This is a genomic window from Pseudomonas kilonensis (assembly GCF_001269885.1).
Lineage (GTDB): Bacteria > Pseudomonadota > Gammaproteobacteria > Pseudomonadales > Pseudomonadaceae > Aquipseudomonas > Aquipseudomonas kilonensis.
Window position 1 is genome coordinate 1 of the sequence record NZ_LHVH01000003.1, and the last position, 19,200, is coordinate 19,200.

Below are 19,200 nucleotides of genomic sequence, written 5' to 3' on the forward strand. Positions count from 1 at the left end.
ATGCGGTGTGTCAGTCGCCACCTTCTTAACTGACACACCGCATTCGCGAGCAAGCCCGCTCCCACAAGGGATCAGCGCTGTTCCGACGCTGACCTGCGAGTCAATAAAACCGCCACTTCACCACAAATGACAGATGGTCGGCGAAAGTGCGTTTAACGCACCATTTTCGGTATACTGCCCGGCCTTCGGTCGGTTCGCCCGGCCATAATTCGTACAACAAGCCACGCCGGTTTCCTGCGTGGCTTGTTGTTTTTTGACGCGCCTGCGGGCGCCCAGAGAGAAGAGGCACGACGATGAGTGCACTGGTTGGCGTGATCATGGGCTCCAAGTCCGATTGGTCCACCCTTAGCCACACCGCCGATATGCTGGAAAAGCTCGGCATCCCTTACGAGGTGAAAGTGGTCTCCGCCCACCGTACCCCGGACCTGCTGTTCCAGTACGCCGAAGAGGCCGAGGCGCGTGGCATCGAGGTGATCATCGCCGGTGCCGGTGGCGCCGCCCATTTGCCAGGCATGTGTGCGGCCAAGACCCACCTGCCGGTGCTGGGCGTGCCGGTCCAGTCTGCGATGCTCTCGGGCGTCGATTCGTTGCTGTCGATAGTGCAGATGCCGGCCGGCATCCCGGTCGCGACCCTGGCCATCGGCAAGGCTGGCGCGATCAACGCGGCCCTGCTGTCGGCGAGCATCCTGGGCGCCAAGCACCCACAATTTCATACCGTGCTGAAAAAATTCCGCGCTGAGCAGACAGACAGCGTCCTGGACAATCCAGACCCACGCATTGCCTGAGGTTGTTGACGAAATGAAGATCGGTGTAATCGGTGGCGGCCAGTTGGGTCGCATGTTGGCCCTGGCAGGTACACCGCTGGGGATGAACTTCGCTTTCCTGGACCCGGCGCCGGACGCCTGCGCCGCGGCACTGGGTGAACACCTGCGGGCCGACTACGGCGACCAGGATCACCTGCGTCAATTGGCTGATGAAGTTGACCTGGTGACCTTCGAGTTCGAAAGCGTCCCGGCCGAAACCGTGGCCTTCCTGTCCCAGTTCGTCCCGGTCTACCCGAGCGCCGAAGCCTTGCGGATCGCCCGTGACCGCTGGTTCGAAAAGAACATGTTCAAGGACCTGGGCATTCCCACGCCAGCCTTCGCCGACATTCAGTCCCAGGCCGACCTGGACGCTGCCGTCGCTGCCATCGGCCTGCCCGCCGTGCTCAAGACCCGCACCCTGGGTTACGACGGCAAGGGCCAGAAAGTCCTGCGCAAGCCTGAAGACGTGGTCGGTACGTTCGCCGAACTCGGCAGCGTGGCCTGCCTGCTGGAAGGCTTCGTGCCATTCACCGGGGAAGTCTCGCTGATCGCCGTGCGTGCCCGTGACGGTGAGATCCGTTTCTACCCGCTGGTGCACAACACTCACAAGGACGGCATTCTCAAGCTGTCCGTCGCCAGCACCGACCATCCGTTGCAGGCCCTGGCCGAAGACTATTCCAGCCGGGTGCTCAAGCAGCTCGATTATGTCGGCGTGATGGCGTTCGAGTTCTTTGAAGTGGACGGCGGCCTCAAGGCCAACGAAATCGCCCCTCGGGTCCACAACTCCGGGCACTGGACCACCGAAGGCGCCGAGTGCAGCCAGTTCGAAAACCACCTGCGGGCGGTGGCCGGGCTGCCACTGGGGTCGACCGCCAAGGTCGGTGAAAGCGCCATGCTCAACTTCATCGGCAAGGTGCCGGACAGCGAGAAAGTCCTGTCGATCGCTGACTGCCATCTGCATCACTATGGCAAGGCGTTCAAGGTCGGGCGCAAGGTCGGCCACGCCAACCTGCGCTGTGCTGACCGGGCGACGCTGGCCCAGCAGATCATCAAGGTCGAGACGCTGATCGCCGAGCAATAATCTGCAGCATCGGTGGAACCATTCGTCGGCGAATCTCTCTCATGGCTAAGTGCCAAAGCCTGTCTAGGCTTTGGCATAGCTATCCAACCAGAGGGCAATGCCATGGGAATCATCGGAACCATTTTTATCGGCTTGATCGTTGGCCTGCTGGCACGCTTCCTGAAACCGGGCGATGACAGCATGGGCTGGATCATGACCATCCTGCTCGGTATCGGCGGTTCGTTGGCGGCCACTTACGGCGGCCAGGCCCTGGGCATCTACCAGGCCGGCCAAGGTGCTGGTTTCATCGGGGCCCTGGTGGGCGCGGTGGTATTGCTGGTGATCTACGGCCTGATCAAAAGAAACTGATTCAAATGCAATAAAGCCCTCTCTGCCTGGCGCGCAGAGGGGGCTAGAATGCTCGGCGGTTCACTTTCCACTCATTGCCGAGCCCTTTCATGCGCCGTCTAGTGTTGACCCTTCTTCTGCTGGGCAGTGGCCTGGCCCATGCTGCCGAGCTGCCGGAAACCGACTGGCTCGAACTGATGCCCAAGTCGGACCAGAAAGCCCTCGAGGCCATGCCCGAGATCGACCACGACTCCCCGGAAGCCAACGGCACCTTCACCGAAAAAGGCGGCCTGAAGCAAAGCAAAGGCTTGCCGGCGGTGATGTATTCGACCAAGACCGTGGCGGCCATGAATGACAAACACATCCGCATCGGCGGTTACCCGGTGCCGCTGGAAACCGACGCCAAGGGCCGCAGCACGCTGTTTTTCCTGGTGCCCTACCCCGGCGCCTGCATCCACGTCCCGCCACCGCCGCCTAACCAGTTGGTGCTGGTGCGCTTTCCCAAGGGCCTGAAGCTGGACGACATCTACACACCGCTGTGGGTGACGGGCACGTTGAAGATCGAAAAGGTCGACAATGATCTGGCGAGTGCGGCGTATGCGCTGGAGGCGGAGAAGGTGCGGGTGGTGCAGGAGGCTGATTTGTAATAGGCCGCAGATATGGCGTAGATCCAAATGTGGGAGCGGGCTTGCTCGCGAAGGCGGCGTGTCAGTCAAATGAGTATCAACTGATACACCGCCTTCGCGAGCAAGCCCGCTCCCACAGTCGATTTTATGGTGTGGCTTAGACTTAGAGCGGCTTGCTGCCGATGCTCACGCCCAGGGTATGGCTGGCTTCTGGCAACAACGTCACCACATCGTCCATCACATTGGCTGTCTCGATGCACAGCATGCGCTGCCAGCCATCGTCGGCCATGTCACTGAAGGCCTTGGCGCGTTCGGTCCAGGGGTTCCAGATCACCGCCGAGCGCGAACCACTGCTGGTCAGCTCGATCCGTCGTTCCCACAGCGGGTCAATGATGCTCAGCTTCGGTGGGGTATCGAGATAAATGCGGTCGGTCTCGCCGGCAAAGTGCAGGTTGCCGGCCTGGGTGACGGTTTTCCAGTCGTCCAGGGTCTCGATGTAGCTCAAGCCGTCCACCCCTTCGACCTGCACGTTGCGCACGTCGCTCACGGCAAAGTAGCTGTGAAGCGCCTGGCTGAGGCTGACGGTTTCGCTGCCACGGTTATGGCTGGTGAGGCGGATGTGCAGTTGCTCGTCCATCACGATGGTCAGCGTCAGGTCGACCTGATGAGGCCAGCCAGGGAGGCCGTTCTCGGGGTAGGGCAGCACGAATTCCACCTTGAGGCTTTCGCCTTCGGCTTCGATGCCCTTCAACGACCAATCCATCGCCCGCACCAGGCCGTGGGCGGTGGCCGGGTCGTTGCTCACGCGCATGGCCTGTACGCTGTCGGGGTTGCGCGTCAGGTTGCCGAACCACGGCCAGCACACCGGCACGCCCGCGCGGATGCTCTTGCCGGCCTTGAAGGTAGCCTGGTCGTTGAGCCAGATCAGCGGCGGCTGGCCGTCCACTTGATAGCTGAGGATATGCGCGCCTTGTTGGGCCACCAGCAACTCGGCCTGACCGTGGCGGATGCGCCAGGCGTTCAGTTCATCCAGTTTGACGGCTTCGACGTTGGGCGTAGGCATGTTGCAAATCTCGCTCGGGAACAGGGACTGCAATGGACCGCAAAACGGCCGTCGTGTTTAACGGGCGCGCGGCGGAACCGAGCGGGTGCGACCGCTGCCGTCGATGGCGACGAAGACAAATACCGCCTCGGTCACCTTGCGCCATTCACTGGACAGCGGGTCGTCGCTCCAGACCTCGACCATCATCTGGATCGAGCTGCGGCCGATTTCCAGCGCCTGGGTATAAAAGGAAAGCTGCGCCCCCACTGCCACCGGCACGAGGAACGCCATGCGATCGATCGCCACAGTGGCCACGCGTCCGCCGGCCACTTTGCTGGCCATGGCGGTGCCGGCCAGGTCCATCTGGGACACCAGCCAGCCGCCGAAAATATCGCCGAAGCCGTTGGTCTCGCGAGGGAGCGCGGTGATTTGCAGGGCCAGGTCGCCTTGCGGGATTGGATCTTCTTGTTCGAGCTCTATCATGCCGGGGGTGCCTCTGACCCGTAACGCTGTCTTGTACTTCAGGTGAATAGCCGTCTTTGTAAAAAACGATTCAGCCCGAACATACTGCGTTCGTCACGTTTTTCGTAAAGGCGTGCCAAAGGGAAACTCTGCGAAACCGGCTGGTTCTGGTACTACACCACCAACGACGTTTTCGCACAGCAACCCCTTACAGAGTACTGCAAGGTTGCGAGTATATCGGGCGATAGACGTCGAGACGACCACTCGGTTCTGATTTTGACTATCAAATACGCACCTCTATGTGCTTTTTCGAACAATTTGCTATCGTGCCGGACCTGCCCAGGCCCCCAACCCGTGTTAACAGGGTTGCAGAACCAACTATAAGAGAAGTCCTTGCCATGACCATTGCGCCTTCGAGCACGGCGACGCCCGCACAACCGGCACGTCCACTGACCCGCAACGATTACAAGACCCTGTCGCTTTCTGCCTTGGGTGGTGCGCTGGAGTTCTACGATTTCATCATTTTCGTGTTCTTTGCCACCGTGGTCGGCAAATTGTTCTTCCCTGCCGAAATGCCCGAGTGGCTGCGCTTGATGCAGACGTTCGGCATTTTTGCCGCCGGTTACCTGGCCCGGCCGCTGGGCGGGATCGTCATGGCCCACTTCGGCGACCTGCTGGGGCGCAAGAAGATGTTCACCCTGAGCATTTTCATGATGGCGGTGCCGACCCTGATCATGGGCCTGCTGCCCACTTATGCGCAGATCGGCATGTGGGCGCCCATCCTGCTGTTGCTGATGCGGGTGATCCAGGGCGCGGCCATCGGCGGAGAAGTGCCGGGCGCCTGGGTATTCGTTTCCGAACACGTTCCGGCGCGCCACATCGGCTATGCCTGCGGCACGCTGACTTGCGGCCTGACGGCGGGAATTTTGTTGGGTTCGCTGGTCGCCACGGCGATCAACAGCATTTATACACCCGTGGAAGTGGCCGATTACGCCTGGCGGATCCCGTTCCTGCTGGGTGGTGTGTTCGGGCTGTTTTCGGTGTACCTGCGCCGCTGGTTGCACGAAACCCCAGTGTTCGCCGAGCTGCAACTGCGCAAGGCCCTGGCCGAGGAAGTGCCGCTGCGGGCCGTGCTGCGTGATCATCGCGGCGCCATCGCCATTTCCATGCTGTTGACCTGGCTGCTGTCGGCCGGCGTCATTGTGGTCATCCTGATGACACCGACTGTGCTGCAGACGGTGTACCACTTCAGTCCGACCACCGCGCTGCAGGCCAACAGCCTGGCGATCGTGTTCCTGAGTTTCGGTTGCATCGGTGCGGGTGTGCTGGCCGACCGTTTCGGCGCCGGCCGGGTGTTTGTCTTCGGCAGCGGTTTGCTGTTGATCACCTTCTGGACCTTCTACCACTGCCTGTTCGATCACCCCGAGTGGCTGTTCCCGCTGTATGCCTTGAGTGGCTTGCTGGTGGGCACCATCGGCGCGGTGCCCTATGTGATGGTCAATGCCTTCCCGGCCGTGGTGCGTTTCAGCGGCCTGTCATTTTCCTACAACCTGGCCTATGCAATTTTCGGCGGGTTGACGCCGATGATCGTGACCCTGCTGTTGAAAGAGAGCTCGATGGGGCCGGCGTATTACGTGGCGGCCATCTGTGGGATCGGGATTGTGGTGGGCGGTTATCTTTGGAAGAAGGGGCGCTAGGTCCGATTTTTTCACTGACTGCACGGGCCTCATCGCGAGCAAGCTCGCTCCCACAAAGGTTCTGCGTTCGCCGCAAAGCCCCTGTGGGAGCGAGCTTGCTCGCGATGGGGAGCGCCACGAATCATTTTGTAAAACTCGATACTGGCCTTTCATCCAATTGTCATATTTCAGCCATAGAGTGTTCACACGGCTTACCGATACTTGGCCGACTTAACACACCCTATCTGCTAGGAGTAAGGCATGAAACTGAAGCGTTTGATGGCGGCAATGACTTTTGTCGCTGCTGGCGTTGCGACTGCCAACGCGGTGGCCGCTGTTGACCCTGCGATCCCGAGCTACACCAAGACCACTGGTGTATCGGGCAACCTGTCCAGCGTCGGCTCCGATACCCTGGCCAACCTGATGACCTTGTGGGCCGAGAACTACAAGAAAGAATACCCGAACGTAAACATCCAGATTCAGGCCGCCGGTTCCTCCACCGCGCCACCTGCGCTCACCGAAGGCACCTCCAATCTGGGCCCGATGAGCCGCAAGATGAAGGACAACGAGCTGCAGGCTTTCGAAACCAAATACGGTTACAAGCCTACCGCCATCCCGGTTGCCGTGGACGCCCTGGCGGTATTCGTACACAAGGACAACCCGATCAAAGGCCTGACCATGGCTCAGGTTGATGCGATTTTCTCCTCCACTCGTCTGTGCGGCGCCAAGGCTGACGTCAAGACCTGGGGCGACCTGGGCGTGACCGGTGACCTGGCCAACAAGCCAGTCCAGTTGTTCGGTCGTAACTCGGTGTCCGGCACCTACGGCTACTTCAAAGAAGAAGCCCTGTGCAAAGGTGACTACAAGTCCAACGTCAATGAACAGCCTGGCTCGGCCTCGGTTGTGCAGTCGATCAGCAGCTCGCTCAACGGCGTTGGCTACTCGGGTATCGGCTACAAGACCGCCAGCGTGAAAACCGTTGCCCTGGCCAAGAAAGAAGGCGGCGAGTTCATCGAAGACACCGAAGAAAACGCCCTGAACGGCAAGTACCCGCTGTCGCGCTTCCTCTACGTTTATGTCAACAAGGCACCGAACAAGCCTCTGGCCCCGCTGGAAGCCGAGTTCGTGAAGCTGATCCTGTCCAAGCAAGGCCAGGAAGTCGTGGTCAAGGACGGCTACATCCCGCTGCCAGCCAAAGTAGCCGCCAAGGCACTGGCTGACCTGGGTCTGCAAGAAGGCGGCAACGTCGCCAAGAAGTAATACCTGAGCCCGGGCCAACGCCCGGACTCCTGTGGGAGTGAAGGTTGCTCCCACAACCCAAATTCCTGTCCGCTGCCGCTTTCTGCTGGCGGCGGATTTGTTGCGTCACTGCATTGTCATCTTTCTGTCATACAGGATCGCTAGGGTGTGCGCATGAATGATCTGGCCAATTCCACAATGACTACGACTTCCCCTCCCAAGCGCATTGACTTCAATACGCCTGAGCTGCAACGCAAGCGCCGCATTCGCGCGCTCAAGGATCGCCTGACCCGCTGGTACGTGCTGGTCGGCGGCCTCGCCGTCCTCGCCGCCATTACGTTGATCTTCTTCTTCCTGGCCTACGTCGTGCTGCCCCTGTTCCAGGGCGCGGACCTGGAGGCCAAGGACTCGATCACCCCGGCCTGGATGCAAGACGCCGGCAAACCGCTGATGATTGCCATCGAAGAACAGAACCAAGTGGCCATGCGGGTTTCCGACAAGGGCCAGGCGCTGTTCTACGACCTCGACAGCGGTGCCGAACTGCGCCGCGTCGACCTGCCGATTCCGGCTGGCGCCAGCGTGACGGCCATTGGGGAAGACCAGCCCGGCAGCCCACTGGTGGCGATCGGCCTGTCCAACGGCCAGGCTTTGGTATTCCGTCACACCTATAAGGTCAGCTACCCGGACGGCAAGAAAACCATCTCGCCCGCCGTCGAATACCCTTACGGCGAGACGCCGATCGCGTTGAACGAACAGGGCTTGGCCCTGGAACATGTCAGCCTCAACGCCACCGATTCGACCCTGCTGCTGGCCGGTTCCAGCGGTGCCCAGCTGCAAGTGCTGTCGCTCACCAGCGAAGAAAACATGATGACCGGTGAGGTCACCAGCGAGCAGACGCGTATCGACCTGCCGCAGATGACTGAGCCGGTGAAGAACATCTTCGTCGACCCGCGCCAGCAATGGCTGTATGTGGTCAACGGACGTGCCCAGGCCGATGTGTTCAGCCTGCGGGACAAGAGCCTCAATGGCCGCTACAAACTGCTCGAGAACGCCGACGCCCAAGTCACCGCCGCCACCCAGCTGGTGGGCGGGATCTCGCTGATCATCGGCGACTCCAAGGGCGGCCTGGCCCAGTGGTTCATGGCCCGCGATCCGGACGGCGAGTTGCGCTTCAAACAGATTCGTACCTTCCAGATGGGCAGCACGCCCATCGTCGAGATCAGCGCCGAAGAACGTCGCAAAGGCTTTGTTGCGCTCGACGCCGCCGGCAAGCTTGGCGTGTTCCACAGCACCGCCCACCGTACTCTGCTGGTGGACCAGGTGGTCGACGGCCAGGGCCTGTTCGGCATGTCGCCACGGGCCAACCGCCTGATCGTTGAACAGGGCGGCAAGCTGCAACCCTTGACGCTGGACAATCCGCACCCGGAAGTGTCGTGGAGCGCGTTGTGGAGTAAGGTCTGGTACGAAAACTACGACGAACCCAAGTACGTCTGGCAATCGACCGCCGCCAACACCGACTTCGAACCCAAGATGAGCCTTTCGCCGCTGACCTTTGGCACCCTGAAAGCGGCGTTCTACGCGATGTTGCTGGCTGCGCCGCTGGCCATTGCCGCCGCGATCTACACCGCCTACTTCATGGCCCCGGGCATGCGCCGCAAGGTCAAACCGGTGATCGAGCTGATGGAAGCGATGCCGACGGTGATCCTCGGGTTCTTCGCCGGCCTGTTCCTGGCGCCGTACGTCGAAGGGCACCTGCCGGGTATTTTCAGCCTGCTGATGTTGCTGCCAATTGGCATCCTGGTCGCCGGTTTCGTCTTCAGCCGGCTGCCGGAATCCATTCGCCTGAGAGTGCCGGACGGCTGGGAAAGCGCCCTGCTGATCCCGGTGATCCTGTTCGTGGGCTGGCTCTCGCTGTACATGAGCCCGTACATGGAAGCCTGGTTCTTCGGCGGCGACATGCGCATGTGGATCTCCCATGACCTGGGCATCACCTACGACCAGCGCAACGCCCTGGTGGTCGGCCTGGCGATGGGCTTCGCGGTGATCCCGAACATCTACTCCATCGCCGAAGACGCCGTGTTCAGCGTGCCGCGCGGCTTGACCCTGGGCTCCCTGGCCCTCGGTGCCACGCCGTGGCAGACCATGACCCGCGTGGTGATCCTCACCGCCAGCCCCGGCATCTTCTCGGCGCTGATGATCGGCATGGGCCGTGCGGTGGGCGAGACCATGATCGTGCTGATGGCCACCGGTAACACGCCGGTCATGGAAATGAACCTGTTCGAAGGCCTGCGCACCCTGGCGGCCAACGTGGCGGTGGAGATGCCTGAGTCGGAAGTCGGCGGCAGCCATTACCGCGTGCTGTTCCTGTCGGCCCTGGTGCTGCTGTTGTTCACCTTCGTCATGAACACCCTCGCCGAGCTGATCCGTCAGCGTCTGCGCAAGAAATATTCGTCGCTTTAAGAAAGGTAGAAGTCTGTGAAACAGAACTCCCTGAAAGGATGGTTCAAGAGCGGCGCCCCCGGCGTCTGGATCAGCGGCGGCGCGGTGTCCATCGCGGTCATCATGACCATTGGCCTGCTGGCGGTGATCGCCGTGCGCGGCCTGGGCCACTTCTGGCCGGCGGACCTGGTCCACGCTAGCTACAACGTGCCGGGAATGCCTGCGCACCTGGTGGTCGGCGAAGTCGTGCAGAAGGAAGAAGTGCCTCGTGAGCGCCTGAAAAGCGCTGGCCTGCCGGTGCCCGACGAAGGCCCCGAGTTCATGACCCGCGAACTGATCAAGGTTGGCAACCGGGACCTGAACGGCACCGACTTCACCTGGATCGTTGGCGACTGGCTGACCAACCAGACCACGCCGCCGGAGCTGATGGCCATCGAGCGTCGTGAGTGGGGCAACTTCTACGGCTACCTGGTCAACGTCAAGGAAGACGGCAAGGTCATCGCCGAAGGCGAGGCCGCCTGGCCGCAACTGCAGGCTCGCGTAGAGCGCGTCAACCAGTTGGCCTCCGAGCTCAAGACCCTGGAAAAAGTCGACATCGGTGCAATCAACGCCGGCCTGGAACGCATCCGTCTGCACGGTCGCAAACTGGAACTGGACGGCAAGCTCGACGCTTCTGCCCAGGCGGACCTGGAAAGCGAGCGTGCCGAACTCAATGCCCGCTACAAGGATATCGAAGCGCGCCTGGCCGACCTGCATGCGCAGTTCAATCGCGACAGCCTGACCGCCCGCGATGCCAACGGCAAGGAAGTGGAAATCGAAATCGGCAAAGTGGTGCACGCCTACCAGCCAAACGGCATGGGGACGTTCACCAAGATGGGTTTCTACGTCAGCAAGGTCTGGGAATTCCTCAGCGACGACCCGCGTGAAGCCAACACTGAAGGTGGCATCTTCCCGGCGATTTTCGGCACTGTGATGATGACCCTGATCATGGCGATGATCGTGACGCCGTTCGGCGTGCTGGCGGCGGTCTACCTGCGTGAATACGCCCGCCAAGGCCCGATGACCCGCCTGATCCGCATCGCGGTGAACAACCTGGCGGGTGTTCCGGCCATCGTCTACGGTGTGTTTGGCCTGGGCTTCTTCGTCTACGTGCTGGGTGGTTCGGTCGACCGCCTGTTCTTCCCCGAGGCCTTGCCGGCGCCGACCTTCGGCACCCCGGGCCTGCTTTGGGCATCCCTGACCCTGGCGCTGCTGGCGGTGCCGGTGGTGATCGTGGCCACCGAGGAAGGCCTGGCGCGGATCCCGCGTACCGTGCGCGAAGGCTCCCTGGCCCTCGGCGCGACCAAGGCCGAGACCCTGTGGAAAATCGTCCTGCCCATGGCGAGTCCGGCGATGATGACCGGGATGATCCTCGCCGTGGCCCGTGCTGCCGGTGAAGTGGCGCCGTTGATGCTGGTGGGCGTGGTGAAACTGGCGCCGTCGCTACCGCTGGACGGCAACTACCCGTACCTGCACCTGGACCAGAAGATCATGCACCTGGGCTTCCATATCTATGACGTGGGCTTCCAGAGCCCGAACGTCGAAGCGGCGCGACCGCTGGTGTACGCCACGGCGCTGCTGCTGGTGCTGGTGATCGCCACGCTCAACCTGTCGGCGGTGTGGATCCGTAACCACCTGCGCGAGAAGTACAAGGCACTGGATAGTTGATTACACATTGATTTTCTGTGGGAGCGAGCCTGCTCGCGATGGCATCACCTCGGTTCAAAGCCAGACCGAGTCGCCTGAATCGCGAGCAGGCTCGCTCCCACACAGACACATACACAGATTGGCATGGCCGCTCAGTGGCCAACCGAACCGAATTTGTTAGCACAGGGAGCCTCCCATGCAACACGAAGCACACACACACGGCATCAACATGTCGGCCCTGGGCCGCGACAAGCAGAGCCTGGACCTGGCTCAGGAAACCGTCGCCATCGAAGTGCCCGGCCTGAACCTGTTCTACGGCGACAAGCAGGCGCTGTATGACGTCAGCCTGAATATCCCGAAACAGCGCGTCACCGCGTTCATCGGCCCGTCGGGCTGCGGCAAGTCGACCTTGCTGCGCACCTTCAACCGCATGAACGACCTGGTGGACGGCTGCCGTGTCGAAGGGGAAATCAACCTCTACGGCAACAACATCTACCGCAAGGGCGAAGACGTGGCCGAGTTGCGTCGTCGCGTGGGCATGGTGTTCCAGAAGCCCAACCCGTTCCCGAAAACCATCTACGAGAACGTGGTCTACGGCTTGCGCATCCAGGGCATCAACAAGAAGCGCATCCTCGACGAAGCCGTGGAATGGGCCCTCAAGGGCGCGGCGCTGTGGGATGAGGTCAAGGACCGTCTGCATGAATCGGCCCTCGGTCTGTCCGGCGGTCAGCAGCAACGTCTGGTGATCGCCCGCACCATCGCCGTGGAGCCGGAAGTGCTGCTGCTCGACGAACCTTGCTCGGCCCTGGACCCGATCTCGACGCTGAAAGTCGAAGAACTGATCTACGAGCTCAAGTCCAAGTTCACCATCGTCATCGTGACCCACAACATGCAACAGGCGGCGCGGGTTTCCGACTACACGGCGTTCATGTACATGGGCAAACTGGTGGAATTCGGCGATACCGATACCCTGTTCACCAATCCGGCCAAGAAACAGACCGAGGACTACATCACCGGTCGTTACGGCTAGTCGAGGCTGCTGCATAGCCGCACTGCGCTATCAGGATCAACATTTAACTGCTTGAAGCTTGCAGCTTGAAGCTTGCAACTTTCGCGGAGCGAACAAGATGATTTCGAAGGAAGGCCTTACTCACCACATTTCCGCACAGTTCAACGCTGAGCTTGAGGAAGTGCGCAGTCACTTGCTGGCCATGGGCGGGCTGGTGGAAAAGCAGGTCAACGACGCGGTGACCGCGCTGATCGAGGCCGACTCCGGCCTGGCCCAGCAGGTGCGTGAAATCGATGACCAGATCAACCAGATGGAGCGCAACATCGACGAGGAGTGCCTGCGTATCCTGGCCCGTCGACAGCCGGCGGCTTCTGACCTGCGCCTGATCATCAGCATCTCCAAGTCGGTGATCGATCTTGAGCGAATCGGCGACGAAGCCACCAAGATCGCCCGTCGTGCCATTCAGTTGTGCGAAGAAGGCGAGGCGCCGCGCGGTTACGTCGAGGTTCGCCACATTGGCGACCAGGTGCGCAACATGGTCCGCGATGCACTGGACGCCTTTGCCCGCTTCGACGCCGACCTGGCACTGTCGGTGGCCCAGTACGACAAGATCATCGACCGCGAATACAAGACCGCCCTGCGCGAGCTGGCGACTTACATGATGGAAGATCCGCGCTCTATCTCGCGGGTGTTGAGCATCATCTGGGTGCTGCGTTCTCTCGAGCGTATCGGCGATCATGCGCGCAACATCTCGGAACTTGTCATCTACCTGGTGCGCGGCACCGATGTGCGGCATCTGGGGCTCAAGCGCATGAAGGAAGAAGTTGAGGGCACCCCGTCCGAAACTGCTAATGTTCCGGGCGAAACTGACGATAAGTAAGATTGCCAAGAAAAGCGCCCGGCCTTCTGGTCGGGCTTTTTTTTGGGTTTTTTTTAATCGAAAGCAGCACCCCGCGAACGAAAAGTCCCGGCGTGACTGAAGGTTTTTGGCAATGTGCCATCAGTAAAAGCGGTATGCTTGCCGGGATTTTTTAGAGGTGTATCTGGATGAGTAAGGTCAGTGTGTTGGTCGTGGACGATGCTTCGTTCATTCGTGACCTGGTGAAGAAGTGCCTGCGCAACTACTTCCCGGGCGTGCGCATCGAAGACGCGGTGAACGGCAAGAAAGCCCAGGCCCTGCTGGCTCGAGAGGCGTTCGACCTGGTGCTGTGCGATTGGGAAATGCCGGAAATGTCCGGCCTGGAACTGCTGACCTGGTGCCGCCAGCAGGACAACCTCAAGGGCATGCCGTTCGTGATGGTCACCAGCCGCGGCGACAAGGAAAACGTGGTCCAGGCGATCCAGGCCGGCGTCTCCGGTTATGTCAGCAAGCCGTTCACCAACGAGCAGCTACTGACCAAGGTCAAGCAGGCCCTGCATAAGGTCGGCAAGCTCGACACGCTGATGAACAGTGCCCCGACCAAGATGAACTCGGCGTTCGGCAATGACTCCCTAAGCGCCCTGACGGGCGGCAAGGCTGCGGTGGCGGCGGTCGCTTCGGCGCCTGTGGTGAATCCTTTTGCCAAGCCGGCTGCTGCCCCCGCTCCCGCCGCTGCTGCCCCGGCCCGTGGCCTGCTCAACAGCCCACCCGTCAAGGCACCGGTAGCCGCCGCTTCGACGACCAACCGTGGCCAAGGCCAGTTGCGCCTGTCCAGCGGCACCCAGCAATGCGTGATCAAGGCCCTGAGCCTCAAGGAAGCGCTGCTGGTGGTCAAGCGCAGCGAGACCCTGCCACAAGTGCTCGAAAGCGCAGTGCTGGACATGGAGCAGGGCGACAACGCCGAAACCGCGCGTCTCAACGGCTACCTGCACGCCATCGTCGCCCATGAGCAGACGCCCGACAGCGAGTGGCTGCAATTGACGTTCCGCTTCGTCGACAAAGACCCGCAGAAACTCGACTACATCTCCCGCCTGATCGCCCGCGGCACCGCGCAGAAGCACTTCGTACCTGGCGCCTGATTCGGCCATGCAGATCGTTCCCATGCTCCGCGTGGGAATGCCTCTACGGACGCTCTGCGTTCGGCGCTTGAGGGGACGCGGAGCGTCCCTGGCTGCATTCCCACGCAGAGCGTGGGAACGATCATCAACACCGATCGTTGATCCAATTTTGAAACATCCGTCGACTACGCTGGTCCATCCCAGCTGCTAGGCTGCTGTGCAGGCCTTCATTTTTCGACAGAACCCTTACCCATGCTCGCTCCCCTGCTGTTTGCCTGTGGTCTTGTCCTGGCCTCCACCTCGGCCGTGGCCATGACGATCTACAAATCCACCGATGCCAATGGCGTGGTGTCCTATAGCGACCGCCCCAGCAAGGGCGCCCAGGTGTTCGTGTTCCGCGACCGCATGGTCGAGCGCCTGGAGCGACAGGTATTCCTCGATATCAAGAAACAGAACGGCGCGGACGCGGTGTTCGTGCGCAACGATTTGTATGCGCCGGTGGAGATCGAGTTGAGTTTCGCCGGGCTGCGCAACGTCAGCGGGACGCCGAGCCGGCCGATTCGTCGGGTACTGCCGGCGCGCAGCAACCTTCGCCTGGCGCTGCTCACGGCCACTCGGCCCGGGAGGCCGCTGGTGTATACCCCAAGGTTCGAATATTCCCTGGGCGACCCCGCAGGCGCGGCACAGGCCTATCAGTACCCGTTGCCGTGGCGTGGCGGGCCGTTCCGGCTGAGCCAGGGTGCCAACGGCCAGTACAGCCATTACGGCCCGAAGAACCGCTACGCCATGGACATTGCCATGCCTGTGGGCACGCCGATCATCGCGGCGCGGGGTGGCGTGGTCATCAAGACCGAAAACGAGCAGACCGGCCGCGGGGACGACCCTTCGGGCAACTTCGTGCGGGTGCTGCACGATGACGGGACCATGGGCGTCTACCTGCACTTGCAGAAAGGTTCGGTGAGCGTACGGGAAGGGCAGCGGGTCGGGGTGGGCGCGCCGTTGGCGTTGTCGGGCAATACCGGCAACAGCTCAGGCCCGCACCTGCATTTCGTGGTGCAGCGCAATACCGGCTTGGGGCTGGTGTCGATTCCCTACCAGTTCAATCAACCGGTGGGCGACCTGCCCAACTTTGCGGTGGGCAAGCAATAGCTTCTGCAGATGCGAAGGAGCTTTTGTGGTGGAGGGATTTATCTGTGGGAGCAAGGCTTGCCCGCGATGAAAGCGACTCGGTCTTTCAGAATCGAGTCGCCTGTATCGCGAGCAAGCTTTGCTCCCACAGCTTTGCCACCGGCTCGCCGGAACGGGTTGACACTCAATCGAGCATCAACACCTTCGCCAGAATGATCTTCGGCCCTTTCATCTTCTTGATGATGATCCGCAGGCCTTCGACTTCCAGTACTTCTTCCTCTTCCGGCACGCGCTTGAGGGTTTCATAGACCAGCCCGGCCAGGGTTTCGGCTTCGATGTGGTCCAGGTCGATCCCCAGCAGGCGCTCGACCTTGAACAGCGGTGTATCACCGCGTACCAGCAGCTTGCCCGGCTGGTAGGCCAGGATGCCGCGTTCGGCCTTGCGGTGTTCGTCCTGGATGTCGCCCACCAGCACTTCCAGCACGTCTTCCATGGTCAGGTAGCCGATGATGTTGCCGTCGGCTTCCTCGACCAGGGCGAAGTGCGAGCCGCCCTTGCGGAACTGCTCCAGCAATTGCGACAGCGGCATGTGTCGCGACACGCGCTCCAGCGGCCGGGTCAGTTCGGCCAGGTTGAACGACTCGGGAATGTGATCCAGGGCCGCCAGTTCCAGCAGCAGGTCCTTGATGTGCAGCAGGCCGACGAACTCCTGGCGCTCGCTGTCATACACCGGGTAACGGCTGAACTTGTGGCGACGGAACATCGCCAGGATTTCCTTGAGCGGCGCGTTGAACTCCAGCGTCACCAGGTCCTCCCGGGAGTTGGCCCAGTCCACCACTTCCAGCTCGCCCATTTCCACGGCCGAGGCCAGCACGCGCATGCCTTGGTCGCTCGGGTCCTGGCCACGGCTGGAGTGCAGGATCAGCTTCAGTTCTTCGCGGCTGTAATGGTGTTCGTGATGGGGGCCGGGCTCGCCTTGGCCGGCGATGCGCAAAATGGCGTTGGCGCTGGCGTTGAGCAGGTAGATCGCCGGGTACATGGCCCAGTAGAACAGGTACAGCGGCACGGCGGTCCACAGCGACAGCAGCTCGGGTTTGCGAATGGCCCAGGATTTGGGCGCCAGTTCACCGACCACGATGTGCAGGTACGAAATGATGAAGAACGCGGTGAAGAACGACACGCCTTTGATCACTTCCGGCGACTGTACGCCGACAGCGCCCAGCAGGGGCTCGAGGATGTGGGCGAACGCCGGCTCACCGACCCAGCCCAGCCCCAGGGAGGCCAGGGTGATACCCAACTGGCAGGCCGACAGGTAGGCGTCGAGCTGGCTATGAACGGTGCGCAGGATGTGCCCGCGCCAGCCGTTCTGCTCGGCAATGGCTTCGACCCGGGTCGAGCGCAACTTGACCATGGCGAATTCGGCCGCAACGAAAAAACCGTTGAGCAAAACCAGGATCAGAGCAAAAAGAATCATGCCGAATTCGGCGAAGAGTGTAACGAGGGACAAGCCAGGGGAAGGGTCCATGATGGAGTTTTGCGGGTTCCGTATAGTCGTAGGAATTGAAAATGAGCGCCTGAAAAGGCAGGCGCAAGTCAGCCAATGTAGCGGCTGACTCGGCGATTGCCTAGGGGGCGGGCTTAATCAGCGGGGCGGGCGAGGCGTGCGCGAACCACCTGGGTCGGAGCGAAATGGCAGGTAAAAGTGCTGCCATGGCCGGGTACGCTGCTGATTTCCATGCGGGCGCGATGGCGCAGCAGGACGTGTTTAACGATGGCCAGGCCCAGCCCGGTGCCCCCGGTATTGGAGTTGCGGCTGGAGTCGACACGGTAGAAGCGTTCGGTCAGGCGCGGCAGGTGTTTGCTGTCGATGCCAATGCCCGAATCGCGCACGCTCAGGTGTGCGCCTTGCTCATCGCCCCACCAGCGCACATGGATCCGGCCTTGCTCCGGCGTGTATTTGACCGCGTTGAACACCAGGTTGGAAAACGCACTGCGCAGTTCCGCCTCGCTGCCTTTGAGCTGCACGGCCGCGTCGGCTTCCAGGGTGATGGTCTGCTGCTTGGAGCCGGACAGTTCCTGCGCATCTTCGACAATGGTTTGCAGCAGGTCGTCGATGGGCACTGGCTGGTTGTCCGACGGGTAATCGGTGGCTTCCAGCTTCGCCAGCAGCAACAAGTCGTTGAGCAGGGTCTGCATGCGCCCGCTTTGCTGGTGCATCTGTTGCAAGGCCCGGCTCCAGCGCGGGTTCACCTCCTCGACGTTGTCGAGCAGGGTTTCCAGGTAACCACAGATCACCGTCAACGGCGTGCGCAGTTCGTGGGAAACGTTGGCGATGAAGTCCTTGCGCATCTGTTCCAGCTGATGGATACGCGTGACGTCGCGCACCAGCATCAAGTGCTCATTGTTGCCATAGCGAGTGATGTACAGCTGGATGCGTAGCCGATCATTGGTGGGCGAAGGGATCTCCAGCGGCTCGGCGTAATTGGCCTGCTCGAAATATTCCTTGAAGCGCGGATGACGCACCAGGTTGGTCACCGGCTGGCCGCTGTCCTGTGGCGTCTTGAGGCCCAGCAGGGTCTCGGCGGCGCGGTTCCACCACTCCAGGTTGCCGTCGCTGTCGAGCATGATCACCGCGTCTTTCAGCGCGGCGGTGGACTCCTGGACCCGGTCGATCACCGCCTGCAGGCGCCCGCGAACGCGCTGGTCGCGCCGTTGCAGGTGGTAGATGCTGTCGAACACCTCACCCCACAGGCCATAGCCGTCGGGCGGCGCTTCGTCGGGTTGGTGCAGGCGCAGCCATTCATGCAGGCGCAGCAATTGCTTGAGTGTCCAGGCCAGGTAAAGCCCCAGGCCCGCGGCCAGGCTCCAACCGTAATAACCACTGATCAGGCCGATCAGCAAACAGCCGGTCACCAGCAACAACATGTGGCGAATCAGGGTGCCATGCCAGTTTTGGTTCACGTGACGCGCGTCCTTGTCAGCTTTGTCGGGCGGTAAGGGCTCGGATCAGGCCTTGGTCGAAAAACGATAACCGGTGCCGCGCACGGTTTGTACCAGATTTTCATAGGCATCGCCGAGGGCCTTGCGCAGGCGCCGGATATGCACGTCCACGGTGCGCTCCTCGACATAGACGTTGCCGCCCCAGACCTGGTCCAACAGTTGGCCCCGGGTGTAGGCACGTTCCTGGTGAGTCATGAAAAATTGCAGCAAGCGGTATTCGGTCGGGCCCATTTCGGCGGGTTTGCCGTCGATGGTCACGCGATGGCTGATCGGGTCGAGCAGCAGGCCACCGACTTCGATGGGGGCTTCGCCATCCGTCGGTCCGGCGCGTCGCAGCACGGCTTTCAGACGCGCCACCAGCTCCCGTGGGGAAAACGGCTTGGTGATGTAGTCGTCGGCGCCGACTTCCAGGCCCTGGATCTTGTTGTCCTCTTCGCCCTTGGCGGTGAGCATGATGATCGGAATATCGCCGGTCAGCTCGTCGCGCTTGAGCCGCCGCGCCAGTTCGATGCCCGAAGTGCCGGGCAGCATCCAGTCCAGCAGGATCAGGTCGGGCTTGCGGTCGACGATGATGGCGTGGGCCTGTTGAGAGTTTTCTGCTTCCATGCAGTCATAGCCGGCCATCTCCAACGCAACGGCGATCATCTCGCGGATGGGCGCCTCGTCGTCGACGATCAGAATGCTCCTGCCAACCATGGGGTAATC

At 61.4% G+C, this 19,200-nt stretch carries 17 protein-coding genes; 12 read left to right on the top strand and 5 right to left on the bottom strand.

Features of this window, described 5'->3' with window-relative positions; all coding sequences use genetic code 11:
* Positions 1-293: 293 nt before the first annotated feature.
* From purE to AD662_RS00525, 4 genes are all read left to right on the top strand, one after another.
* Positions 294-785 carry a 5-(carboxyamino)imidazole ribonucleotide mutase gene (gene purE / locus AD662_RS00510; protein ID WP_018604706.1) on the top strand — a complete coding sequence of 164 codons (492 nt, stop codon included), beginning with the start codon at positions 294-296 and terminating at the stop codon, positions 783-785.
* 13 nt (positions 786-798) lie between these two features.
* Positions 799-1,884, top strand: coding sequence for a 5-(carboxyamino)imidazole ribonucleotide synthase (locus AD662_RS00515; RefSeq protein ID WP_018604709.1), 1,086 nt, complete (start codon positions 799-801; stop codon positions 1,882-1,884).
* 102 nt (positions 1,885-1,986) lie between these two features.
* On the top strand, positions 1,987-2,232 hold the full coding sequence (locus AD662_RS00520; protein ID WP_003196372.1) for a GlsB/YeaQ/YmgE family stress response membrane protein: 246 nt from the start codon (positions 1,987-1,989) through the stop codon (positions 2,230-2,232).
* An 89-nt stretch (positions 2,233-2,321) separates the two neighbouring features.
* Positions 2,322-2,858, top strand: coding sequence for a DUF3299 domain-containing protein (locus AD662_RS00525; RefSeq protein ID WP_050585389.1), 537 nt, complete (start codon positions 2,322-2,324; stop codon positions 2,856-2,858).
* Between the two features lie 142 nt (positions 2,859-3,000).
* Here AD662_RS00525 and AD662_RS00530 read toward each other — a convergent pair whose 3' ends face one another.
* Both AD662_RS00530 and AD662_RS00535 read right to left on the bottom strand, forming a co-directional pair.
* Positions 3,001-3,900 (bottom strand): D-hexose-6-phosphate mutarotase, encoded by a 900-nt coding sequence (locus tag AD662_RS00530; protein ID WP_053184886.1) that lies wholly within the window; start codon positions 3,898-3,900, stop codon positions 3,001-3,003.
* A 57-nt stretch (positions 3,901-3,957) separates the two neighbouring features.
* The gene (locus AD662_RS00535; protein ID WP_003177184.1) at positions 3,958-4,362 is read right to left on the bottom strand and encodes an acyl-CoA thioesterase; all 405 of its coding nucleotides are present in this window, start codon (positions 4,360-4,362) and stop codon (positions 3,958-3,960) included.
* Positions 4,363-4,739: 377 nt separating this feature from the next.
* On the opposite strand from AD662_RS00535, the gene AD662_RS00540 reads away from it, so the two are divergent.
* From AD662_RS00540 to AD662_RS00575, 8 genes are all read left to right on the top strand, one after another.
* Positions 4,740-6,038 (top strand): MFS transporter, encoded by a 1,299-nt coding sequence (locus AD662_RS00540; RefSeq protein WP_053184889.1) that lies wholly within the window; start codon positions 4,740-4,742, stop codon positions 6,036-6,038.
* Between the two features lie 240 nt (positions 6,039-6,278).
* Positions 6,279-7,277 (top strand): phosphate ABC transporter substrate-binding protein PstS family protein, encoded by a 999-nt coding sequence (locus AD662_RS00545; RefSeq protein WP_018609977.1) that lies wholly within the window; start codon positions 6,279-6,281, stop codon positions 7,275-7,277.
* A gap of 153 nt (positions 7,278-7,430) precedes the next feature.
* Positions 7,431-9,716, top strand: a complete 2,286-nt coding sequence (locus AD662_RS00550; RefSeq protein WP_053177457.1) for an ABC transporter permease subunit — start codon at positions 7,431-7,433, stop codon at positions 9,714-9,716.
* A 15-nt stretch (positions 9,717-9,731) separates the two neighbouring features.
* Positions 9,732-11,402 carry a phosphate ABC transporter permease PstA gene (pstA, locus tag AD662_RS00555; protein ID WP_018609972.1) on the top strand — a complete coding sequence of 557 codons (1,671 nt, stop codon included), beginning with the start codon at positions 9,732-9,734 and terminating at the stop codon, positions 11,400-11,402.
* A 175-nt stretch (positions 11,403-11,577) separates the two neighbouring features.
* Positions 11,578-12,411 (top strand): phosphate ABC transporter ATP-binding protein PstB, encoded by an 834-nt coding sequence (pstB, locus tag AD662_RS00560; RefSeq protein ID WP_014335891.1) that lies wholly within the window; start codon positions 11,578-11,580, stop codon positions 12,409-12,411.
* A gap of 97 nt (positions 12,412-12,508) precedes the next feature.
* Positions 12,509-13,270, top strand: coding sequence for a phosphate signaling complex protein PhoU (gene phoU, locus AD662_RS00565; protein WP_018609970.1), 762 nt, complete (start codon positions 12,509-12,511; stop codon positions 13,268-13,270).
* Positions 13,271-13,437: 167 nt separating this feature from the next.
* Positions 13,438-14,388: a response regulator gene (locus tag AD662_RS00570; protein WP_018609968.1), complete on the top strand. Its 951-nt coding sequence runs from the start codon at positions 13,438-13,440 to the stop codon at positions 14,386-14,388.
* Between the two features lie 231 nt (positions 14,389-14,619).
* Positions 14,620-15,516 (top strand): peptidoglycan DD-metalloendopeptidase family protein, encoded by an 897-nt coding sequence (locus AD662_RS00575; RefSeq protein WP_053184891.1) that lies wholly within the window; start codon positions 14,620-14,622, stop codon positions 15,514-15,516.
* A gap of 163 nt (positions 15,517-15,679) precedes the next feature.
* On the opposite strand, the gene AD662_RS00580 is transcribed toward AD662_RS00575, so the two are convergent.
* The 3 genes from AD662_RS00580 to phoB all read right to left on the bottom strand — a co-directional run bounded on the left by AD662_RS00580 (position 15,680) and on the right by phoB (position 19,191).
* Entirely contained in the window at positions 15,680-17,020 is a 1,341-nt protein-coding gene (locus AD662_RS00580) for a hemolysin family protein (protein ID WP_014335895.1), read from the bottom strand.
* A 113-nt stretch (positions 17,021-17,133) separates the two neighbouring features.
* Positions 17,134-18,456, bottom strand: coding sequence for a phosphate regulon sensor histidine kinase PhoR (phoR, locus tag AD662_RS00585; protein WP_018609965.1), 1,323 nt, complete (start codon positions 18,454-18,456; stop codon positions 17,134-17,136).
* Positions 18,457-18,501: 45 nt separating this feature from the next.
* Positions 18,502-19,191 (bottom strand): phosphate regulon transcriptional regulator PhoB, encoded by a 690-nt coding sequence (gene phoB / locus AD662_RS00590; protein WP_003177195.1) that lies wholly within the window; start codon positions 19,189-19,191, stop codon positions 18,502-18,504.
* Between the last annotated feature and the right edge of the window lie 9 nt (positions 19,192-19,200).